Annotated in this window: 23 protein-coding genes and 1 pseudogene; 10 read left to right on the top strand and 14 right to left on the bottom strand. The window is 39.4% G+C overall.

The features are described from left to right. A partial coding sequence (locus ACEW80_RS01290; RefSeq protein WP_373524857.1) for an ArsR/SmtB family transcription factor occupies positions 1-245 on the bottom strand: 245 nt, incomplete at its 3' end. 97 nt (positions 246-342) lie between these two features. Between ACEW80_RS01290 and ACEW80_RS01285 the strand changes: the two genes are divergently transcribed. From ACEW80_RS01285 to ACEW80_RS01270, 4 genes and pseudogenes are all read left to right on the top strand, one after another. After that, the gene (locus ACEW80_RS01285; RefSeq protein ID WP_373524856.1) at positions 343-792 is read left to right on the top strand and encodes a beta-lactamase hydrolase domain-containing protein; all 450 of its coding nucleotides are present in this window, start codon (positions 343-345) and stop codon (positions 790-792) included. Between the two features lie 22 nt (positions 793-814). Continuing rightward, positions 815-2,218 carry a rhodanese-like domain-containing protein gene (locus ACEW80_RS01280; protein ID WP_373524855.1) on the top strand — a complete coding sequence of 468 codons (1,404 nt, stop codon included), beginning with the start codon at positions 815-817 and terminating at the stop codon, positions 2,216-2,218. Between the two features lie 119 nt (positions 2,219-2,337). After that, the gene (locus tag ACEW80_RS01275; RefSeq protein WP_373524854.1) at positions 2,338-3,036 is read left to right on the top strand and encodes an MBL fold metallo-hydrolase; all 699 of its coding nucleotides are present in this window, start codon (positions 2,338-2,340) and stop codon (positions 3,034-3,036) included. 25 nt (positions 3,037-3,061) lie between these two features. Further along, positions 3,062-3,661 (top strand): annotated as a pseudogene (locus ACEW80_RS01270) (sulfite exporter TauE/SafE family protein); the annotation flags it as partial. Between the two features lie 172 nt (positions 3,662-3,833). Here ACEW80_RS01270 and ACEW80_RS01265 read toward each other — a convergent pair. From ACEW80_RS01265 to ACEW80_RS01255, 3 genes are read right to left on the bottom strand one after another with little or no spacing between them, the layout of a single operon-like run. Continuing rightward, positions 3,834-4,223, bottom strand: coding sequence for a DUF1634 domain-containing protein (locus ACEW80_RS01265; protein ID WP_373524853.1), 390 nt, complete (start codon positions 4,221-4,223; stop codon positions 3,834-3,836). 1 nt (position 4,224) lies between these two features. Next, a complete protein-coding gene (locus tag ACEW80_RS01260; protein ID WP_373524852.1) occupies positions 4,225-5,061 on the bottom strand; it encodes a sulfite exporter TauE/SafE family protein in 837 nt (278 codons plus the stop codon). Positions 5,062-5,108: 47 nt separating this feature from the next. After that, positions 5,109-5,489, bottom strand: a complete 381-nt coding sequence (locus ACEW80_RS01255; RefSeq protein ID WP_373524851.1) for a TSUP family transporter — start codon at positions 5,487-5,489, stop codon at positions 5,109-5,111. Positions 5,490-6,278: 789 nt separating this feature from the next. On the opposite strand from ACEW80_RS01255, the gene ACEW80_RS01250 reads away from it, so the two are divergent. Beyond that, entirely contained in the window at positions 6,279-6,419 is a 141-nt protein-coding gene (locus ACEW80_RS01250) for a hypothetical protein (protein ID WP_373524850.1), read from the top strand. 290 nt (positions 6,420-6,709) lie between these two features. Here ACEW80_RS01250 and rppB read toward each other — a convergent pair whose 3' ends face one another. From rppB to ACEW80_RS01220, 6 genes are all read right to left on the bottom strand, one after another. Continuing rightward, positions 6,710-8,143 carry a two-component system sensor histidine kinase RppB gene (gene rppB / locus ACEW80_RS01245; protein WP_373524849.1) on the bottom strand — a complete coding sequence of 478 codons (1,434 nt, stop codon included), beginning with the start codon at positions 8,141-8,143 and terminating at the stop codon, positions 6,710-6,712. Continuing rightward, on the bottom strand, positions 8,130-8,834 hold the full coding sequence (rppA, locus tag ACEW80_RS01240; protein ID WP_373524860.1) for a two-component system response regulator RppA: 705 nt from the start codon (positions 8,832-8,834) through the stop codon (positions 8,130-8,132). The genes rppB and rppA overlap by 14 nt, the downstream gene beginning before the upstream one ends. Positions 8,835-9,269: 435 nt before the next feature. Then, positions 9,270-9,755, bottom strand: a complete 486-nt coding sequence (locus tag ACEW80_RS01235; RefSeq protein WP_373524859.1) for a DUF2808 domain-containing protein — start codon at positions 9,753-9,755, stop codon at positions 9,270-9,272. Between the two features lie 107 nt (positions 9,756-9,862). Next, on the bottom strand, positions 9,863-10,348 hold the full coding sequence (locus ACEW80_RS01230) for a DUF2808 domain-containing protein (RefSeq protein ID WP_373524848.1): 486 nt from the start codon (positions 10,346-10,348) through the stop codon (positions 9,863-9,865). Between the two features lie 284 nt (positions 10,349-10,632). Further along, the gene (locus tag ACEW80_RS01225; protein ID WP_373524847.1) at positions 10,633-11,073 is read right to left on the bottom strand and encodes a hypothetical protein; all 441 of its coding nucleotides are present in this window, start codon (positions 11,071-11,073) and stop codon (positions 10,633-10,635) included. 471 nt (positions 11,074-11,544) lie between these two features. Next, positions 11,545-12,483, bottom strand: coding sequence for a hypothetical protein (locus tag ACEW80_RS01220; RefSeq protein ID WP_373524846.1), 939 nt, complete (start codon positions 12,481-12,483; stop codon positions 11,545-11,547). Between the two features lie 853 nt (positions 12,484-13,336). On the opposite strand from ACEW80_RS01220, the gene ACEW80_RS01215 reads away from it, so the two are divergent. The 3 genes from ACEW80_RS01215 (at position 13,337) to ACEW80_RS01205 (ending at position 16,497) form a co-directional block, all read left to right on the top strand. After that, entirely contained in the window at positions 13,337-13,531 is a 195-nt protein-coding gene (locus ACEW80_RS01215; protein ID WP_162398293.1) for a heavy-metal-associated domain-containing protein, read from the top strand. 160 nt (positions 13,532-13,691) lie between these two features. After that, positions 13,692-15,953, top strand: coding sequence for a heavy metal translocating P-type ATPase (locus ACEW80_RS01210; protein ID WP_373524845.1), 2,262 nt, complete (start codon positions 13,692-13,694; stop codon positions 15,951-15,953). Between the two features lie 22 nt (positions 15,954-15,975). Continuing rightward, the gene (locus tag ACEW80_RS01205) at positions 15,976-16,497 is read left to right on the top strand and encodes a cupredoxin domain-containing protein (protein WP_373524844.1); all 522 of its coding nucleotides are present in this window, start codon (positions 15,976-15,978) and stop codon (positions 16,495-16,497) included. A 163-nt stretch (positions 16,498-16,660) separates the two neighbouring features. Here ACEW80_RS01205 and ACEW80_RS01200 read toward each other — a convergent pair whose 3' ends face one another. The 4 genes from ACEW80_RS01200 to ACEW80_RS01185 form a co-directional block, all read right to left on the bottom strand. Next, a complete protein-coding gene (locus ACEW80_RS01200; protein WP_373524843.1) occupies positions 16,661-17,281 on the bottom strand; it encodes a class I SAM-dependent methyltransferase in 621 nt (206 codons plus the stop codon). Between the two features lie 111 nt (positions 17,282-17,392). Further along, complete coding sequence (locus ACEW80_RS01195; protein WP_373524842.1) at positions 17,393-17,803, bottom strand: heavy metal-responsive transcriptional regulator; 411 nt, start codon at positions 17,801-17,803, stop codon at positions 17,393-17,395. Between the two features lie 159 nt (positions 17,804-17,962). Beyond that, the gene (locus ACEW80_RS01190; RefSeq protein ID WP_373524841.1) at positions 17,963-18,346 is read right to left on the bottom strand and encodes a hypothetical protein; all 384 of its coding nucleotides are present in this window, start codon (positions 18,344-18,346) and stop codon (positions 17,963-17,965) included. Positions 18,347-18,602: 256 nt separating this feature from the next. Next, the gene (locus ACEW80_RS01185) at positions 18,603-18,854 is read right to left on the bottom strand and encodes a thioredoxin family protein (RefSeq protein WP_373524840.1); all 252 of its coding nucleotides are present in this window, start codon (positions 18,852-18,854) and stop codon (positions 18,603-18,605) included. Between the two features lie 278 nt (positions 18,855-19,132). Here ACEW80_RS01185 and ACEW80_RS01180 point away from each other — a divergent pair, with 278 nt between their 5' ends. Together ACEW80_RS01180 and ACEW80_RS01175 are read left to right on the top strand one after the other, a co-directional pair. Then, positions 19,133-19,621, top strand: a complete 489-nt coding sequence (locus ACEW80_RS01180) for a heavy metal-responsive transcriptional regulator (RefSeq protein WP_229484622.1) — start codon at positions 19,133-19,135, stop codon at positions 19,619-19,621. A gap of 96 nt (positions 19,622-19,717) precedes the next feature. Beyond that, the gene (locus tag ACEW80_RS01175; RefSeq protein WP_373524839.1) at positions 19,718-20,032 is read left to right on the top strand and encodes a hypothetical protein; all 315 of its coding nucleotides are present in this window, start codon (positions 19,718-19,720) and stop codon (positions 20,030-20,032) included. The last annotated feature ends 39 nt before the right edge of the window (positions 20,033-20,071 follow it).

The raw sequence follows: 20,071 nt of genomic DNA, 5'->3' as shown, positions 1-20,071 counted from the left end.
ATCGGGTCAGTAATTTGGTAAAAAACACTGATTCCTTGTGGCTGACGAGTGACTATACCTGCTTGCATCAATACTTTCAGATGCTTGGAAACATTGGCCTGTCCCAATCCGGTTTCTTGGATAATCTCCGTCACATTTTTCGCTCCTAACTTGAGACAACACAAAACTTGCAGCCGACTCACTTCTGACAACACTTTAAAATATTCAGCCACGGGAGCAAGGGTTTGAGGCGAGGATTCTAACATACAGACTTAAATATTACATCTTTCTATATATGCTTACTATTATATTACTAGATAGTAATATGGTAAATAGAGTTAAGAGCTAAGAGCTAAGACAGCAATGGAAAACGTCAAAAAGATTAACGATGAATTAACAGTAGCAGGACAGGTAACACTGGAGCAGTTACAGCAGGCGGTGAGTGAAGGTTACAAGTCTGTACTTAACTTGCGATCGCCTGATGAACAAGGTTTTATCAGCAATGAACAGCAACAAGCACAAGCTTTAGGGCTGCACTACGTCAATATTCCGGTCAAGCCAAACGAGATTAACGATGAACTGACGACAGAGGTACTTAAGCAAATTGATGAACTACCCAAACCGACTTTAATCCATTGTGCCAGTGGTATGCGTGCGGGTGCAATGGGATTTATGAACGTGGCGACAAGGCAGGGATTAACAGCACAACAAGCGTTTAAAAAAGCAGAAGCAGTTGGCTTTGATTGTAGCGCTCATCCACAAATGAAGCAGTTTTTCGAGGATTACGTTTCCAAGCATTCAAAAACTAGTTGAGTTTCTTCAAGGAGAAAGCATCATGGCATTGGTTTTAGAGCAAATTAATGTAGAAGGATTAGCACACCTGTCTTATTTAGTGGGTGACGATAAAGCAGGTGTAGTAGCTGTCATCGATCCTCGCCGGGATGTGGACATTTATCTACAAAGGGCGCGAGAGCTTGGTGTGAGAATTACTCATATTATTGAGACACACATCCATGCCGATTTTGTCTCCGGTTCTCATGAACTCAAAGCCCGTACTGGCGCACCTATTTATGGTGGTAAGAGTAAAGATTATCAGTTTGAGTTGCACCAAGTGAGTGAAGGCGATGAGTTACAACTTGGCAATGTTACCCTTCGCGGATTACACACACCCGGACATACATCTGAACACCTCTCATTACTTATTTTAGATTCAAAGCAAGGTAAAGAGCCGTTTGGTATATTTACTGGCGATACTCTGTTCAACTTAGATGTAGGTCGTCCTGATCTAGTCGGCTCTGGAACCGAAAAGCAACTAGCAGCACAACTCTACCATTCTTTATTTGATAAGTTAGTATCGCTAGGCGATCGCATGGAAATTTACCCTTGTCATGGTGCGGGTTCATCTTGCGGTAAATCAATAGGCGATCGCAGACAAAGCACCATCGGCAACGAGAAGATTTTTAATCCAGCATTGAAGCAACGTACTGAAGAAGAGTTTGTCAAGTGGATACTGAGTGATATGCCAGAACCACCTACACACTACCCATGCCTGAAGAAAGTAAATGCTCTTGGTGCTAGAGTTATGGGTTGTGTACCAACCTTGCCGCCGCTATCACCTGAGCAATTCCAAAAGCTGATGGCAGACTCTAACACCATCATCATTGATACTCGCTCAATTCTCGCTTTCGGAGGTGGACACATTCCAGGAGCAATTAACATTGCCCTGCGTCCTGAATTTCCCAACTGGGTTGGCTGGATGATTGACCCAGAAAAGACCTTGCTGCTAGTAGTAGAGAGTGAGCGTGACTTATCTGTTGTGACTGAACAGTTGTTCAGGATTGGTTATGACAACTTCGGTGGCTATCTGCATGATGGAATGACAAGTTGGCAGAATGCAAGTTTGCCACTTAAACACATTGGTGAGTGGACAGTGCAGGAATTGAATCAACATAAAGATAAGCCTAACGTAACTGCGCTAGATGTGCGGAGTGACAGTGAATACGAGAAAGGACACGTACCTGGTGCTAAAAACATCTATTTGCCTCATCTAGAAAAGCATTTGGATGAGTTGGATAAAAGTCAGGCGATCGCTACCTATTGTGGTACAGGCTATCGAGCATCCATTGCTGCCAGTTTGTTACAAAAGCACGGTTTTGAGAACGTGATTAATATTCCTGGCTCTTGGACGGCATGGAAAGCTGCCTCTTTACCAGTGCAGCAAGCAGAGAAAGTCAAATAGTTACAAAGGTTTATACAAGCTGGGAGCCAATGTGGATGTTTTTAAGAAGGTACTGAGAATTGAAGGCATCTACATCCACAGCTAATTGAAGTTTTCCTACTGTCGCAGGACAAAACACTATGTTATTCAGACAATTATTTGACAAAGAAACAAGCACTTATACTTATCTACTTGCAGATCAACAGACTCAAGAAGCTATTTTGGTAGATCCGGTGCTGGAGCAAGTCGAACGTGATTTAAAACTACTTACAGAATTAGGGTTATCTCTGCGTTACTGCTTAGAGACCCACATCCATGCAGATCATATTACAGGTACAGCCAAATTGCGGGAAATGACCGATTGTTTGGGGATTGTTCCCGATAAAGCTCAAGCCAGTTGTGCGGATCGGCATATTAAAGATGGAGAAATTCTACAACTGGCAAGCATGACAATTAAGGTGATCGCCACACCAGGTCATACAGATAGCCACATGGCGTATTTAGTTAATCAAGATCGAGTTTTAACCGGAGATGCCTTGTTTATTCGCGGCTGTGGACGAACTGACTTTCAAAGTGGTAATGCGGGAACTTTGTTTGACTCAGTGACACAAAAACTATTTACTTTACCAGATGAAACTTTAGTATATCCTGGGCATGACTATCGTGGACAGACAGTATCTACCATTGGCGAAGAAAAACGCTGGAATCTCAGATTTGTCGGGCGCGATCGCCAAAACTTCATTGAGTTCATGGATAGTTTAGATTTACCTGAACCACAAAAAATGATGGAAGCAGTTCCCGCCAATGAGCGTTGCGGTAATTTACTGTTTACCAGTTAAAGTCCTCTAATCAATTCCATAATTTATGATTGCCTGGATATTCGGTCATTTTCTCGCAATTTGTATAGGCATCAGCTTAGGCTTAATTGGCGGTGGCGGTTCGGTTTTAGCAGTACCGATTTTAGTTTATGTCATGGGGGTAACACCGAAACCTGCGATCGCCATGACTTTATTTATTGTGGGATGGGTAAGTCTCATTGGTGTCATTCCCCATTGGCAGCAAGGAAATGTCAATTTAAAAACCGCTTTCATGTTTGGCTCTGCCACAATGTTAGGAGCTTATATCGGAGCTAAATTTGCGGCATTACCTTTTATTACTGGCACAATCCAGATGATTCTGTTTGCCTTCATCATGCTATTGGCAGCAGGATTTATGATTCAGAAAAGTTCTAAACCAGTTCAAAAAGTTGCTGCGACTGAGTTGGATTTAAGCTTGTATCCCAAACCAATATGTAAATACTGTTGGCTTTGGATGCTGAGTGAAGGTTTAGGTGTAGGTTTACTAACTGGATTAGTTGGAGTTGGTGGCGGATTTGCGATTGTTCCTGCCTTAGTTTTGTTGGGAAATACACCGATGAAGCAAGCAATCGGCACTTCTTTGTTAATTATTGCCATGAATTCTGTTTGATAAAGCAAGAGCAACATCATCAGAATTTGAGATCCTAGTTCGGTTACAAAAAAATTAGGAATTTTGTTTAAATTATTTAAATGTATCAACTTTACGATTTCTGACGAGCAGATGTTTCCTATGGTCGTCATTTAGCTGAGAAATTAGGCATTTCAACTACTATCTTTTTCTAGGAATTGCCACCCAAAAGGCTGTAAATTAATCCAGTTAGTACAATCAAAGTCACAATTATATAAGTCAAATCTCTTTGCCGCACAAAGGCAAACAGGGAAAATGCCACTCGTGCGATCGGTGTGGCAATTAATAGTAGTAATCCAAATTGGATGATACCACGACGACGACCTGCTAAAACTGCTGTTCCTACTCCCTCTAAAGAGCTAAAATCTGTGGGTTCTCCCCGAAAAAACTGGTAATTTGCAGGACTATTACCATAGCGAATCAAGTACAAAATTCCACCTACTAAAACTACAGTAGTAGCAGAAAGAACCCCAAATCTTAATAGGTTGCCAACAAACTGCTCAACTTGATGTTCGCTCCATTTGCGCCTGGGTTGAGACATTCTAAATCCCTCCCGTTAAACCTTTGTAGATCATCTCAATTGCCAGCCCCAAAATAACGAGGCTGAAGATATTTCGCAACAGTCCAATCCTTGCTCTTACCAGTACTCTTGCTCCTAACAAAGCACCAAGCAGTACCCCCAACATTACTGGCATTGCCAATCCCGGATCAATGTAACCTCGCTTCAAGTACACTCCAGCACTAGCTGCTGCCGTTACGCCAATCATAAAATTACTAGTGGTGGTAGAAACCTTAAATGGAATACCCATAGCTTGATCCATTGCCAGCACTTTAACAGCTCCTGAACCAATGCCAAGTAACCCTGAAAGTACCCCAGCGACAAACATCAGTCCAAATCCAACTGGTACTGCACGGACATTGTAAAATTTTTGTCCATCAGGAGTTGGGTAACTACCGTTCAGTTTGAGAGAAGTTGCTAGAGGATCTGGCGGTTCGTTCTCTAGGTTTTCAACACGGTGTTGACGCGATAAATATGCACTATACAGTAGAACAATGCCAAAGACAATAGCGATCGCTCTGGTAGAAACCATCCCCGCCACAATTGCCCCAACTATAGCTCCTCCTGTTGTCGCCACTTCCAAGAACATCCCCAACCGCAGATTAGTGTAACCTTCCTTAACGTAGGCGGATGCAGCCCCGCTAGAAGTGGCAATCACAGATACCAATGAAGCGCCAATGGCGTATCGAATGTCAACCCCAAACGCCACGGTTAACAAGGGTACTATTACTACTCCACCTCCTAAACCAGTCAGTGAACCCAGAAAACCTGCGGTTAAAGAACCAAGCCAAACTAATAGGGAGAATTCTAAAATGTTCACGTTCGTGAGTTTTATATTACTTGAATTGCTAATTTTGAGGCACTAAGTTACAAAGCTGAATCGCTTACGTTTGTAAACATTACTCGAATAGCACTAACAAGCAGTAAAACTCCAAATATTCTCGTCAATATCACATTAGATAATCCCGTTCCTATTTTTGCACCAAGCCATCCACCTAATACAAAACCTAAGCAGAGCAATGCTGCTATCTTCAGGTCTACATATCCTTGCTTGTAGTAAGTCCATGCAGCCAAGATATCAATAGGAGGAACAAGCAAAGCTAATGTTGTACCCTGAGCTTGGTGTTGAGAAAAACCAAACAGAAAAATCAAAGCAGGTAGAATAATTATTCCGCCTCCAATTCCGGTCATTCCGCTTACTATTCCCGCTATCAAACCCAAAATTAGACAGATCAAAATGTTATCCATAGCTCAAAATCCTTAATTTGTTGCCGTAAATTAGAACATCTTCTGTCTACAATAATAAAAAAATTATTTAATAGAAGCTTGTCATTATTATGAATAAAGTATGTCAAGTTTTTTGAAAAATATAATTTAAGTTTATTCACTAACTTGAAAATTAGAAATAAATGATTGTTCGCATATATCCTATCAATTCTCATGTAGATCACTATTTAATATGTAAACACCTTGCCTAACAAGATTCAAATCCTAAAGTAAACTCTGATTTAATTACACCCAATCCTTTGTTTTTATTCTATAAGTCTTTAGTTGCAAAGTTAAATATGAAAATTCTGTTTTATATTGAATTTGTCCAAAATACTTAATTTCAGCTTACCGAAGCATATTGATACAAGCAATCATTCTTTTTTGTCAAAATGATAAATAAAATTAATTGAATCTTCGCTAATAGGTTTTAGGGATACTTGATTATCTTGGTAAGTGAACCTAAAGACTTATGGGGATATTTCTATCTTTATCCTCTGACAACACTATTTCAACCAGTTGCCATTACCTGCTCAAAAACTTGAGAGATCCGAGTAGAGAAAGATGATACATAAAACTTATGTACTATACGTAAGACGAAAAAAATGTTTTTAGAACATAAATATGAGCAGAGATGCGGAGTTCATCCTAACCTTATTACCGATGTTTCAGCGCAGCATCAGCAAAATTTTCAACCTCGTCTTTCTCAATCTCTTTAGCAAAGATTGGCAACAGCAGTTTAATGACTGTGGCTGTTGACGAGAAATGTCAGTGTTTAAACTCACATTGGGATACAAAGCAGCTTGTGCATCTCTACGTGAAGCACAACTTCGTTCTGAAGTCAGTATTGATACTTGTAGCTCCCAATTATTCTGCCGTGCCAGTTCCAAAGTAATCGGCGGAGTTTACTGAATTTTGACTTCTTCTGGTTTGGTAGGAAACTGTAGAGAATTTGGATTAGGGTTGAGGTTACCGAGTGAAGTAGGAGATGCTGGCTAAGTCAGAGAGCGTACAGTTTGAGCTAAACTGGCACTAAGATTACTTAGGGCGATCGCACAACCAATACCCACAACTACTAAATAACGATACTTTGACATATATTTACACTCTTTAAGCAAAATCACATGACACAGCAAAAAAATACACTTTAAAAGTGCAACTAGCAACGGAAGATAGAAAACCTATAAATTAGGTAAAAAATTTTATTTAGAACTACGTAAATTGCGATACATCAATTTCACTAAAGAGCGATGCCTACGGCGGGCTGCGCCTACGCTCTTTAGTGGAGCAACATCCAAAGGTAATTGAACTGTAAAAGTACTACCTTCGCCCAATTCGCTTTGTACATTTAATCTACCTTGATGTGCTTGAACAATAGCCTGAACAATGGCTAATCCTAATCCAGAACCGCCAGTACTACGGGAGCGATCGCTACTCACCCGATAAAAGCGATCAAAAATTCGAGTCAGTTCGTGTTTTGGGATACCAATGCCTGTATCTTGAACTTTAATTACGGCATCATAGTCATTACAATCTAATAAAACTGTTACCTCCCCTCCTCTGGGTGTGTATTGAATTGCATTGACAATTAAATTAGAAAACAAGCGATAAAGCTGGTCAGCATTACCTATAATATTCAGAGGTTGATGCACTTGTATTGAAGATGTCAGCTTTACCTCTGCGGCATTTGCCATCGCTTCAAATTCCTCAACTAAATCGCTAACAATATCATTTAGGCAACAAATTTCATGTTGTAACTTTTGGGTTTGTCTATCTATACGTGCCAACATTAATAGATCAACAACTAAAGCCGTTAGCCGTTGATTCTGACGCTGTATAGTTTGTAAAATATCCCGTGCTTCTTCTTCGTCTATTTGGGACATTAAAAGTGCTGACTCCACCGTTGCACCTGTTGCAGCTAAAGGCGTTCGTAATTCATGTGCTGCATCTGCTGTAAACTGTTGAATCTGTCGATAAGATTGATAAATTGGCTGCATAGCTAATCCTGATAGCCACCAACTAGCACCAGTAATCATAACCATTGCAATTAACAGCCCTAATACCGAAACTAATTTCACACTATCCAAGTAATGATTAAACTCTTCTAAACTACGCCCTACTTGCATATATCCCCAGTCTTGATAATTTTGGGTATGCAGTGCTAGAGTAATTTGATGGTAATCTTTGCCTTTGCTGTCTTTGAGAAATTGCCAATTTTTTTGATTAAAAACGTCAGGTAATCCCTTTGGATAGTAACCAGCATTAGCAATCAATTTTCCAGAAATATCAAAAAAACGTATATAGTAGCTAGTCTTAGTAACGATGCCAAGAAGATGACGTTTAGAATCCGGCTGTTGTTGAATACAATTACTAGCTCCAGTTCCACAGTTATCTATATTTGGGAATAACTGATGTGCCAATGGTTCCAAACGTCCAGGTGACTGTAGTGTTATTTCGATACTGTCGTGCAGTGTCCCCGCTACAGACTCGATTTCACTGTCTAAAGCCACCACATGAGCATGAAACACTGCTCGATAAAAACCGAACACACATAGGCTTAAAATTAAACCCATAACGATGGCATAATACAGAGCCAACCGAATACGGGTGAGTCGAAACAGCTTATTCTGATTCATTGTTGAGATTAAGACGATATCCCATACCGTGCAAAGTTTCAATCAAGTTATGACAGTCGCTATTAGTGAGTTTGCGACGTAACAAACGTATTTGCGCCGCCACTACATTGCTACTAGATTCCGCATTAACTTCCCAAATCTGGTTACGAATTTGTTCGGTAGTAACAATTTGCTTGGGATGCTTCATAAAATACTCTAACAGTTGGAACTCTTTATTAGTTAAAGGAATCCTTTGCTGTTCACCCGTAGTATTTTGTCTTACAACTGTACTGTCACCATAATCTAGAGTCAAATTACCAACAGTCAATTGTTGGGGTTGGAAATGCGGAGAGCGACGCTGCAAAGCCCGCAATCGTGCCAGTAGTTCTACCATACCGAATGGTTTCACTAAGTAGTCGTCAGCACCCGCATCTAGTCCGGTAACTTTATCTTCCATTCTATCTCTAGCAGTTAGCATCAGGATAGGAAGAGGATTTACTTTGTAACGCAGTCTTTTGCACAATTCTAAACCAGTAATTCCTGGAAGCATCCAATCAAAAATTGCTACTGTATATTGTGCCGAACTATTTTCTAAGTAAGCCCATGCTTCATTACCATCCATTACCCAATCAACTAAGTACTTTTGTTGATTTAAGGTGCGCTTGATAGCAGCCCCTAAATCCGGCTCATCTTCGACTAGCAGCACCCTCATATCAAATTGAGTAGTTAAAGGTTCATAAACTTGTGATGTAAGAATAGTTTGCAACAGGAATACCCCTATAAATAGGTTGACAGAAGTTTATGAAATTAGGATGAAATTCTTAAAAATTAGGATTAAGCTATACAATACCTAACAGCAGGCTAGGGTCTTAGCAATACATAATCAAATAGAAAAGACTCAGTAGACAACTTGCAAAAATAGGGTGTGAACTTAGTTTGAGGATGCACCTGGTATTAATCGCTTTATTCTCCCTTTATAGGGTCTAATTACTCCCATACCTCATATTTCTGTAACAATCCTCTGTTCTTACTTATTGATTGTTGCTGGGAGAATAAAAAATGGGATGCACCCCACAATTTGCATCCCTACTTATAGCAATATGACATCCCTAAGCACCAGTTTTATAAATTTGAAGAATTGCTCTGCCTAGCGGTAGGTCTGAATCTGAGCTAGACCAAGTGAGATTTCTTGCGTGAATCCGACTATATTAGCATAGACTTGATACTGCCAAGTTTCGCCAGAGCCTGATTCAGACATTGGAGTATTGACTCCTCTCATTAAAATTGAGAGTTTTGTTTCAGGGTCTATAGGTTGTGAAAAAGCTACAGTAGCTTTTTGTCCATTAATAGAAACTGTCGTGGGAATTTTTTGTCCTGATTGATTTTTGACCTCAATTCCTCTATCAATTTTCACTCCTTCAGGTAAATTAATTGTAAGTCCTGCCAGAGGTTTACCCTGTACATGGACTTCAAATTTATGAGTAGCATCTGTAGCATAAGTAGTATTAGGAGTAGCAGCACTTTTCATTAAATGGGAAGCGCTAAAATCACCTGGTTTACCGCTTGCAAAAACAGCATCAACTGAAGATGTAAATGCCAGTGTGAATACAACAGCATAAATCAATTTTTTCATTTTAATTCTCCTGAAAAAGCAGTTCAATTTACTTTCTATTATCAGTTTGACATTCACAGATGAAATCTCAATGAAATCCCATAGTTTTCTAGTGAAAAAAGGTTGCATTAGTAAGTACGAAACCAAGCAACACCTATAGGAATTTCTGCATCAATGCCAACCTCTCTAGCTGAGAAGCTGTAGACAGAACCATTACCAAGATTTCGCCTTTTTATTTTATTAAGGTCAATCTCCAACTTAGTGTTAGGAGCAACTGGTTCGGCGAAAGCTAGTAGTATTGTTTTACCGTTGACAGATACATTAGTGTTAATTTTCTGTCCCTTTTGATCCACGACATCGATATCCTGAATGTTATTACTTATAGTTACATTGTTTGGAACTTTGATAAGTAGTTGGGTAACAGCTTTGCTATTTTGGGGAACGTGTAACCGGAAAGTATGTCTAAAAGTTCCCCAGCGTGTGGGAGGGAATTGTGAATTTCCATCAATATGGGGAACCCTACCATCATCTGTTCTAGCACTTGCATAGCTAGGAGCAATAATAGCTGTGCTACTCAGAGTTAATACAATGGCGTAAATCAATGACCTCTTCATATTTATCTCCAAAATAATTAAGCACGTTAGTTAAAGTGCAGATTCATGCATTGTGAGTGAATCTGCTCTTAATAAATAGATCAAAACTTGGCAAAGCCATATTCAACTTGCCCTTTTATAAAGCAAAGCCATTACTCAGAGAAGTAGGTAGTTAGCTTGCCCTTCTCAGGTTCAAATTGTCGGTGATGTTTTTGCTAAAGAGGTATGCTACCTCTATCTACTAGCATGACAAGTCATAATGAAATCAAGATGAAATTTAAGCAATTCTCGTTAGAATCTATAAATTAAAATGTGGGAAATTGAGCTACACCTACAGGAATCTCTGTATCACTACCAACGACTTTGACGGAAAGATGGAAAATAGAAGTAGAATCAAGAGTTGATTGGTATACTTTGTTAAGATTTATTAGCAAGTTAGTAGTGCTAGAAGTAACTGGTTCATGAAAATCTATAATAATTCTTCTACTATTTAAAGAAACATTAATTTTGATTTTTTGACCTTTATCATCCAAGACATCAATATCATTACTTACAGATCCTGTGGATGGAGCATCAATAATTAGCTGGGAAAGAGCCTTGCCCTTTTTAGGAATGTGTAACTGGAAGGCCAATTTAACGAGTTTCCAGCTCACAGGAGTCGATTGCATATTATTTTCAATACTAGCAACCTTATTATCTGTTTTCGCATTTGCATAGTCAGCAGAAATTAGAGCTACGGTAGTCACACTACATATAGCAGCATAAATCAATGTTCTCTTCATCTTGACTGTTAAATTAACAAACTATCTCAACTAGATTGCAGATTTATCCTTAGTGAATGAACCTTTACAAAACCAGTTTGACAGGTCACTATGAAATTAAGATGAAATAAATTGCTTTACTTTCATATGCGATAAAAAAATGGGCTTATAGTTGTACTATAAGCCCATCAGAGTTATGAAACATGAGGAACATGTTCTTAATATTTATTATAAATAACTAAAATGAAATTAAGATGAAATTTTACAGTTTATTTGCTCATTGAGTTAGATTCATTCTAAAAAATATGATTATATAGGTTCACTTAATTAATATTATAAATCTAGGCTTTAAGCCATACCAGAGCAGCACAACTAAAAAGCCTAAAATGAGTATTAAACCATAAATTTAGACGACTAAATTTTAGTATATGAGTATTAGGATAAAATTTGAGATAACTATTGTACGTCTACCCAAAAATCAGCAGTAATAATTCTCTCATTTCGATTAAATTGTCCCCACATTTTATATTTTCCTGGTTTCGGGAAACTAGTTATGAAATGAACCTCAGCATCTGGAGTATTTTTCATCGCATGAGCATGAATATAGTCTGCTTGTGTTAACGGCGATGACTGTTTGAGGATGACTAAATGTCCTCTTTCTCCTAAATAAGGTTTCAAATCTTTCAACGGTTGGTTGCTAGCAGCATCTTGTAAGTTGAAAATTAAGTGAACTTCTTGTCCAGTTTTGATTGTGGGTTGAGATAACTTGAGATTAGCCTTAGTATTGCCAAAAATCTTTGTAGTAGTTAAATCAATCTTGGGTGCAGTTCGACTGTTACCTGGAATTTCTGCTTTTAGCACCGAAACTTGTTCTGCTTTTCCTGCTACTTTATAATCGCTGAAAAGGCTGTAGATGCCTGGATAGGGAAAATTAGTTTGGACTTCAAAGCGTCCATTTCCTTTATATATGGGATGAATATGATTAAAAGATTGAAGGTCATCACTGACAACAATTAGATGCATTAATTTTTCTTGAAATTGATCAAAACTAGAAATTGCTTTACCATTGTTGTCTTGCACTTCAATCATTATAGGTACAGGAGTGTTAGGAGTGATTTTGTCAGCAACTTTCAGTTTTGCAGTAGCGTTCGCAAATTCTAACTTGGAATGACCAGAATGCTCGTCACGGGGATTTTCTATATTGTGACTACTGTGAGGATTTTTCTCAGCTTTTGGTGTCTGGGAATTACCCATATTGTGACCTGTATGAGGATTCGCATTACTCACAGTGGTAGCATTAGAGTTTGGTGTCTCACTCTTATTTACTTGTGAGGCGCAAGCTTGAGTGAGAACAAGAGTTGAAGTAATAGCAAGTGCAGTAAAAAAATCCTTCATTTTTCTCCAATTAGTAATTATAAGTTTGAAAGAACACCACAACTAGAATATTTCAGAAGTACAAAACTGCCACAAATAGTATACAAAGAAGTTTGGCTAGTTTACAGATAATACTTAACCTATGCGTGAACATCCCGCTAATTCTCCTGGTGCTTGAACTTGGTCTAATTTTGTTTTGACAATAAGACCAAAACAGTATAGATAGTTCCAAGCCATATATTAACTTTTTCATAGACAAATGAAATTAACATGAAATTTTCATAACTTATTAGCTAAAGTTATTAGCATACTTAAATGAAATCAGCATGAAATCTAGGCATTTCATTAGGAATAAATTAGCATCATGTCATGAGGTAGATGCGCTTACACCGACAATTGCCTAGCGTGGATTATTAGAGGCATAACTACAGCTTCATAACTGATTTATCTATTTAGCTTAGGGATAAAATTATGACTAAACTATGAATCTATCCTTGAAGCTTGCATTCAAGGTTGTTTAAAATCCCTGCATGAGCGCGATCGCTAACTAAGTTGAACAATATCACAAGGTCGTTACTGCATTTTTGAAACCATTAAAAAGAATTTGGTAAAATCTCTTGACTCTCCACCCAGCTAGAGAGTCTAAGATGAATTCATGAAGTAAGACATTTAAGACAATCTAAAGCTGTAGCAGTTCGTGTACTTCAAGTTATGCATCTGAAACAGCAATCAAAGAAGCGATGTTTACGACTGGCTATTCGGCGTCGCTAACTCTGGTTATCCTGCTAGCTAAAGCAGTAAACCATTTGAGTCTTCAACTCCTGATTTTCTTAACTCCATCTTTTTACTATCCAAGTTCAAGGTTTTTAACGTTATGACACTCCAAATAAAAGTTCCTAATATGGCTTGCTCCGCTTGTGGAGACACCATTACTAAAGCAGTCAAGACAGTTGATCCTACTGCTACGGTTCAAGCAGATCCAAAAACAAAAATCGTCTTAGTGGACACAAATGCTGACGAAACAGTTATTAAGGAAGCAATTACTACTGCTGGTTATTCTGTCACTTAAAAGCCATCAACAAAGAAAAGCAGAGCAAGGCAACGCCTAGTAAAGTTGCCTGAAAAGCACATAGGCAAAGCTAAGTATAACGGCACTCGGCTTATTAATCACACCAAAACACCGTTTTTAGAACTCAGTAAAAGCAGCGGCTAAAAAAGCATATTTAACTATGGATACTCTGAGTCTTAAACTTCGAGGCATGAGTTGTGCCTCCTGTGCTAACAACATCGAAGAAGCAATCCGCTCTGTTCCAGGGGTGAGCAACTGTAACGTTAACTTTGGCGTGGAGCGGGCTACTATCCAATACGATCCCAAGCGCACCAATCTGGAAACAATCCAAGCCGCTATAGATGCTGCCGGATACTCATCTTACTCACTCCAGGAACAAGAAATGATTACTGGAGAAGATGATGCGGAAAAAACCGCCCGTGAAGCAGAATTACGCACACTTACCCGCAAGCTAGTTGTAGGAGCAATCCTCAGTACTTTAATTGTACTAGGGTCAATTTCTGCCATGACGGGGTTAAATCTGCCTTGGATTCGGACATTGCGGCTAGACAATCCTTGGGTACAGTTGGTACTGGCAACCCCTGTCTTATTCTGGTGCGGTGCAGACTTTTTCAAAAATGCCTGGAAAGCCTTTAAACGTCATACAGCAACTATGGATACCTTGGTTGCTATCGGTACTGGTGCAGCGTACTTTTATTCACTGTTTGCTACTGTTTTCCCAGGATTTTTTACGTCTGCTGGACTGATGCCTGATGTGTACTATGAAGCAGCAGCAGTCATTACCACCTTAATTTTGCTAGGAAGGCTATTTGAGAATCGTGCGAAGGGACAAACTTCTGAAGCCATCCGCAAACTTATCGGTTTGCAAGCTAGAGATGCCAGAGTAATCAGAAATGGGCAAGAAATTGATGTTCCTATCCAGGAAGTCCAGATTGGTGATGTAATTTTGGTGCGTCCCGGCGAAAAAATTCCTGTTGACGGAGAAGTGGTAGAAGGTGCTTCCAACGTTGATGAAGCAATGGTGACTGGTGAAAGTTTGCCAGTCAAAAAGCAACCGGGAGATGAAGTAATTGGAGCCACAATTAATAAAACAGGTAGCTTTAAATTCCGAGCAACCCGCGTTGGAAAAGACACTTTTTTATCTCAAATCGTCAAAATGGTGCAACAGGCTCAAGGCTCCAAAGCACCAATTCAGCGCTTGGCAGATCAAGTAACGGGATGGTTTGTGCCAGCAGTCATAGCCATTGCGATCGCTTCCTTCGTAATTTGGTTTAATGTCATGGGCAACTTGACATTAGCCCTAATCACCACAGTAGGTGTGCTGATTATCGCTTGTCCCTGTGCCTTGGGTTTAGCTACTCCAACTTCAGTAATGGTAGGAACGGGCAAAGGAGCAGAAAATGGTATTTTAATTAAAGGTGCAGAAAGTTTAGAACTTGCTCATAGAATCCAGACTATTGTGCTGGATAAAACTGGAACTTTAACACAGGGAAAACCCACTGTTACTGACTTTTTTACTATCAACGGCACAGCTAATAGTAACGAGTTAAAACTTTTGCAATTGGCAGCGTCTGTAGAACGAAATTCAGAACATCCATTAGCTGAAGCGGTGGTTAGGTATGCCCAATCTCAGCAAGTGGAATTGACAGAGGCTAACAAATTTGAAGCGATCGCTGGGAGTGGTGTCCAAGGCATTGTTTCAGACCACTTAGTACAAATTGGTACTCAACGTTGGATGGAAGAATTAAATATCGATACCCGCACCCTCCGAAAGGGTAAAGCCTCTCTGGAAGCTGCTGGTAAAACAGCGATTTTAATTGCTGTAGATGGGAAAATTCAAGGCTTGATGGGAATTGCTGATGCACTTAAACCTTCTTCAGTAGCAGTTGTGAGAACGCTACAAAAGTTAGGTTTAGAAGTAGTTATGCTAACAGGGGATAATCGCAAAACAGCAGAAGCGATCGCCAGTGAAGTTGGTATCACACGAGTATTTGCAGAAGTTCGACCCGACCAAAAAGCCTCTCAAATACAGGCATTGCAAGCAGAGGGGAAAATTGTCGCAATGGTGGGTGATGGCATCAATGATGCGCCAGCACTGGCTCAAGCCAACGTGGGGATTGCAATTGGTACAGGGACAGATGTAGCGATCGCAGCCAGCGATATTACCCTGATCTCTGGAGACTTGCAAGGTATTGTTACCGCAATTCAATTGAGCCGTGCCACTATGCAGAATATCCGCCAAAATCTCTTCTTTGCCTTTATTTACAACGTTGCTGGGATTCCCATTGCTGCTGGAATTTTGTTTCCGATCTTTGGTTGGCTACTCAACCCGATTATCGCGGGTGGGGCGATGGCTTTTAGTTCCGTTTCTGTTGTTACGAATGCCTTACGCTTGCGTAACTTTCATCCCAAAACTATCTAATAATTGTGGAGGAATTTAACACATGTTCAACAAAAGTAAGATTTTTGGGAGCATTGCCGGGTTAGGACTTCTGTTTGGTACAGCATCAAGTGTAGCAACAGCACAAATGCCAACCGAAATGCCCGCACATTCATCAGAGCAGACCAGTCAATTTCGCCGTATTGAGCAACCCCTAGCATTAAAAGTCGGCGTTACTTTGGGAGGTTTAGGGTTAATTGGATTGGAACTGTGGTGGTTTATATTCAGTAAAAACAAAGCTATAAAAGCTAATCTGCGTCAAGGGATACAGGAGCTAACGATTAATGTAGACGGAGGCTATGAACCTGATCGTGTGATTGTAAAATCTGGTCAACTTGTACGTCTAAATTTCTTTCGCCGCGACCCCAGTAGCTGTTTGGAGAAAGTTTTACTACCTGATTTTCATATTGCTCAAGATTTAGCTCTCAATCATATCACTTCCATTGAATTTACACCTCCTAAACCAGGACAATATCAATTTACCTGTGGGATGAATATGTTTCGTGGTGTGGTAGAAGTTCAATAGATAGGTAACAATAACCTTTTAATAATTATGTCTCGAAAGATACAAAACGAAGGTGAATTTATTATGTGGGGACTAAAGATTAAAACAAGGGCAATGCTATTTGTGCAAATTAAAAAGGCACCAGCTTATAAGCGATCGTTCTCAAACTAGAAAAGCTTTTGATTCAGCAACTAGCCGTTGCTACCATCAATCCCCATATCGACCCAAAACGAACTTTATTAGCACGACAAATGTTAAAACCTGCGGATGTAAGTAGGTAATGAAATTCAGCTTGGGAATAACACTGCTTGTATGCTGGATCAAAAACTTTCAGAATGATGTCGCATATTTGACACAATAAATAATCTCTGCACCAATCTAAAATCACTAATTTACCATCAGGCTTCAGAATCCTTTTCATTTCTGTTAATGCAGCGTCAGGATCATCAAAATAGTGAAACGAACTAGCAGATATGATCACATCGAAACTGTTACTTGTAAAAGGTAATGCTGAGGCTGGTGCGTTGTAAAACGAGACATTGGGGTAGTCACAACATTTTTGTTTAGCCATGAGTAGCATCTTATCTGAAATGTCTACCCCAACCATCTGTTGCATCGGCTGTTCAATTAAAATTAGCCGCTCAAACTCCCCTGTCCCACAAGCGATATCCAGTACAACATCTGATGGAGATATTTGTGCCCAGTTTTTGAGAAATGACAAAGTATTAGCAACGTAATTGCTCCAGCGTTGGTCGTATATTGCTGCCAACCGATCATACTGTTTGCGAACTTTGGTTTCGGTCATACGGAAACTCTAGATTCTTTCATAAGCAAAAATACATACTTAAGTACAACGACTTCATAGTAGCGTGTGCGATCGTTAAGGTATCAGCATTGCTCTAATATTTTTGATTACTTACTGAATGATAGGACATATCGTATCCTTTCGTTTACCTGTAAAATTATCCCAACCTGAGAGTAAACCTGTTAGTTCATCTCTTAAAGTTAATAGCTCTTCAATCTGGCGATCAATTTCATTTACCTTATCTTCTAGCTTTTGTTTAACTTCACCACAAGGTAGTTTTCCTTTATCATATATATTAAGAATATCTCCGATTTCTTCAAGACTAAGACCAAGATTTTGCGATCGTTTAATAAATGCTAAACGGGTAAGCACATCTAACGAAAATTGTCGGAAGCCACCCTCTGTTCTGCTAGAAGAAGTGAGTAGACCTAGACTTTCATAATAGCGAATTGTCCTGATAGGAACTCCGCTTAAAGCTGTTACCTGACCAATTAAAAGCGGTTTTTCATCGTGGGTTAACATGCTACACTCCCAAATTTGATTTGATTGTTGTTTATCCTGAATTTTTTATATATATTTTTATAAAGACCAACATTATGAGCTATTTCGATAACCCAGCATATGGCGTCGAGCAAAAGATAGCACCAAAGGCGGTAAAATTACCCATTGTACTAAGGGTAATCAGCTAATCTCGACACCTGGTACAGCTAAGGCTGAAACACCGTAAAGTTTGGCGATATGTACTCGATAAATTTCTGAACTGAATGTGTAAAGCCATCCTAAGCCAGTAAAGAGTATAGTTAGCTTCCATGTTGGTCTGAGAATCCAGTGGCGTCTGCACCACCAGCTGATAAGCCAGTAACAGATGACTGTAATAATTCCATCTCCTACTGTGCAATGAGTAATGTAGTTGACTTTATCTGCTAACGAAGGCATTTTATAAAAGTCAAAATAAGGTGACTGCCAGACTTCATAAACAAAATGAAGCAGGAAAGAAAACAAAAACAAATTCGTCTCTGGTGCAGCTAGAATCCATACTACCCAATTAGCTAGTAACTTTCTCATCTCACCGCTATTTTATTATGCTACCAATCATTATCTGAACAATTTGTGTGTTCTAACTCGTGACAAAGTTGAGTGTTACGACAATCAATTCCACCATGAGGATCAACAAAACCATCCATAAAACAGATTTATGGTTCACAAGTTAATGTGCCTTTGAGTTGCATAATTAGGGTGGGCGAGATGCCCACCCTACAATAGACTTAGTTTTTTGCAAATTGAAGGTCTTTCAGCTTATTTACCTTCTGTTTCAACTATTTCAACTCAGGGGCTGACCTACACCAGCAGCTTGGAGTTGCTCTCGAGTGGGTTTGCCAGATATAACCAGTTTTCCATTGATTGCGATCGCGGGTACTGCATTTATTCCATACTGCTGGGCTTTCTCCTGTTCTTGTCGCAGGTTATAGACCGATACTTCACAATTAGGACAAGTCAGTTCTTGCACCATTTGCACTGTCTCATCACAAAGAGGACAGTCAGCCGTAAAAATCTCAATTTGACGTTTTGTCATGGTGTCCACCAAAATTCTTTTGACTCATTCATTCTGAATCCTCTCGTCGGCTATAGAGTCAACCCCCTAGGTAAATATTATTTTCCAAATAACCTCAATCCAAATTATTTGGACATATTATCTCCTCAAATTTGCAAATCTAGCTCATTAAGTTTTAAGCTAATATTTTTGCCCACAAGTATTGTAATTAAACTTTACACAAAATTTTCCAATTATCACTTGACTCTCTAGCCGACTATAGACTTTAAAGTTATAACAACACATAGTAGTAAATAACTATGATTGCTGTCGTGGAACAAGTTTGCTGTGAGGTATCATCCCCAAAAAAGCTGCTGAAAATTGGTGAGCTAGCAAAGCAAACTGATGTGGCAGTGGGAACAATCCGGTATTACGAAGGCTTGGGCTTGATAAAACCAGTTGAAAGAAGTGAAAGTGGCTACCGTTATTACGACTGTGAGGCAATCAACAGGCTGCAATTCATCAAAAAAGCCCAATCCTTACAGTTTTCCCTGTCTGAAATTCAACAAGTGCTAGGTATCCGTTCCCAAGGCGACCCTGCTTGTCCACTAGTTCGGGACTTACTCAAACAGAAAATTGCTCATCTTGAGGAGCAGATTTATCGCATGAAGGAACTGAAGGATGAGCTAGAGGCATATCAACAACGTTGGGAAAACCGACCTTTGGATAATCCCTGTAATAAAGAGCTTTGTAGCTTGATTGAGGAAGTTGCTTGCTCTGATATACCTGTTCACAATTTCCGAGACTAGTAAATTTATTACTTGACTCTATACCCGAATAGAGACTTTAGAATGGCCTTAGTTTCTCAGAAACTACTAACTTAACAAAATAATGGAGAGTAAAAAATGAACATTAGTACAGGCGTTAAGACAGTATTGAGCGGAGCTGTAGCTAGTTTTGCATTGCTGACGTTAACCACTACTGCTTCCTTTGCCAACACCCCCAAGGAAACTGTAACCCCGAATCAATCCGCCAGGGCTATAAACGAAGCAAAACTAATTCAAGTGCTGACCAGTCAAAGAACAGCGCCAACGAATCAAACGCCACAGCAGCCAAAACAAACAGGATGTAAGTGTTGCCAAGGAATGATGAATAATAAGCCGGGAATGATGAACAATATGCCGGGAATGATGAACAACCAACACAGTCCATCACAATAGAGCTTGATAAATCCCTCGGCGAGAAACACATTTTAAAAA

Origin of the sequence: Nostoc sp. (assembly GCF_041747015.1) — a bacterium.
Lineage (GTDB): Bacteria > Cyanobacteriota > Cyanobacteriia > Cyanobacteriales > Nostocaceae > Nostoc.
This window is presented reverse-complemented; position numbering and strand designations above follow the sequence as displayed.

Excerpts from the sequence above, each read along its gene's own strand:
- ACEW80_RS01210 (WP_373524845.1), top strand. The coding sequence starts at position 13,692 with ATGGATACTCTGAGTCTTAAACTTCGAGGCATGAGTTGTGCCTCCTGT.
- ACEW80_RS01185 (WP_373524840.1), bottom strand. The coding sequence starts at position 18,854 with ATGACAAAACGTCAAATTGAGATTTTTACGGCTGACTGTCCTCTTTGT.
- ACEW80_RS01265 (WP_373524853.1), bottom strand. The coding sequence starts at position 4,223 with ATGTCTCAACCCAGGCGCAAATGGAGCGAACATCAAGTTGAGCAGTTT.
- rppB (WP_373524849.1), bottom strand. The coding sequence starts at position 8,143 with ATGAATCAGAATAAGCTGTTTCGACTCACCCGTATTCGGTTGGCTCTG.
- ACEW80_RS01190 (WP_373524841.1), bottom strand. The coding sequence starts at position 18,346 with ATGAGAAAGTTACTAGCTAATTGGGTAGTATGGATTCTAGCTGCACCA.
- ACEW80_RS01175 (WP_373524839.1), top strand. The coding sequence starts at position 19,718 with ATGAACATTAGTACAGGCGTTAAGACAGTATTGAGCGGAGCTGTAGCT.
- ACEW80_RS01215 (WP_162398293.1), top strand. The coding sequence starts at position 13,337 with ATGACACTCCAAATAAAAGTTCCTAATATGGCTTGCTCCGCTTGTGGA.
- ACEW80_RS01200 (WP_373524843.1), bottom strand. The coding sequence starts at position 17,281 with ATGACCGAAACCAAAGTTCGCAAACAGTATGATCGGTTGGCAGCAATA.
- rppA (WP_373524860.1), bottom strand. The coding sequence starts at position 8,834 with ATGAGGGTGCTGCTAGTCGAAGATGAGCCGGATTTAGGGGCTGCTATC.
- ACEW80_RS01235 (WP_373524859.1), bottom strand. The coding sequence starts at position 9,755 with ATGAAAAAATTGATTTATGCTGTTGTATTCACACTGGCATTTACATCT.
- ACEW80_RS01205 (WP_373524844.1), top strand. The coding sequence starts at position 15,976 with ATGTTCAACAAAAGTAAGATTTTTGGGAGCATTGCCGGGTTAGGACTT.
- ACEW80_RS01195 (WP_373524842.1), bottom strand. The coding sequence starts at position 17,803 with ATGTTAACCCACGATGAAAAACCGCTTTTAATTGGTCAGGTAACAGCT.
- ACEW80_RS01220 (WP_373524846.1), bottom strand. The coding sequence starts at position 12,483 with ATGAAGGATTTTTTTACTGCACTTGCTATTACTTCAACTCTTGTTCTC.
- ACEW80_RS01230 (WP_373524848.1), bottom strand. The coding sequence starts at position 10,348 with ATGAAGAGGTCATTGATTTACGCCATTGTATTAACTCTGAGTAGCACA.
- ACEW80_RS01255 (WP_373524851.1), bottom strand. The coding sequence starts at position 5,489 with ATGGATAACATTTTGATCTGTCTAATTTTGGGTTTGATAGCGGGAATA.
- ACEW80_RS01280 (WP_373524855.1), top strand. The coding sequence starts at position 815 with ATGGCATTGGTTTTAGAGCAAATTAATGTAGAAGGATTAGCACACCTG.
- ACEW80_RS01285 (WP_373524856.1), top strand. The coding sequence starts at position 343 with ATGGAAAACGTCAAAAAGATTAACGATGAATTAACAGTAGCAGGACAG.
- ACEW80_RS01275 (WP_373524854.1), top strand. The coding sequence starts at position 2,338 with ATGTTATTCAGACAATTATTTGACAAAGAAACAAGCACTTATACTTAT.
- ACEW80_RS01180 (WP_229484622.1), top strand. The coding sequence starts at position 19,133 with ATGATTGCTGTCGTGGAACAAGTTTGCTGTGAGGTATCATCCCCAAAA.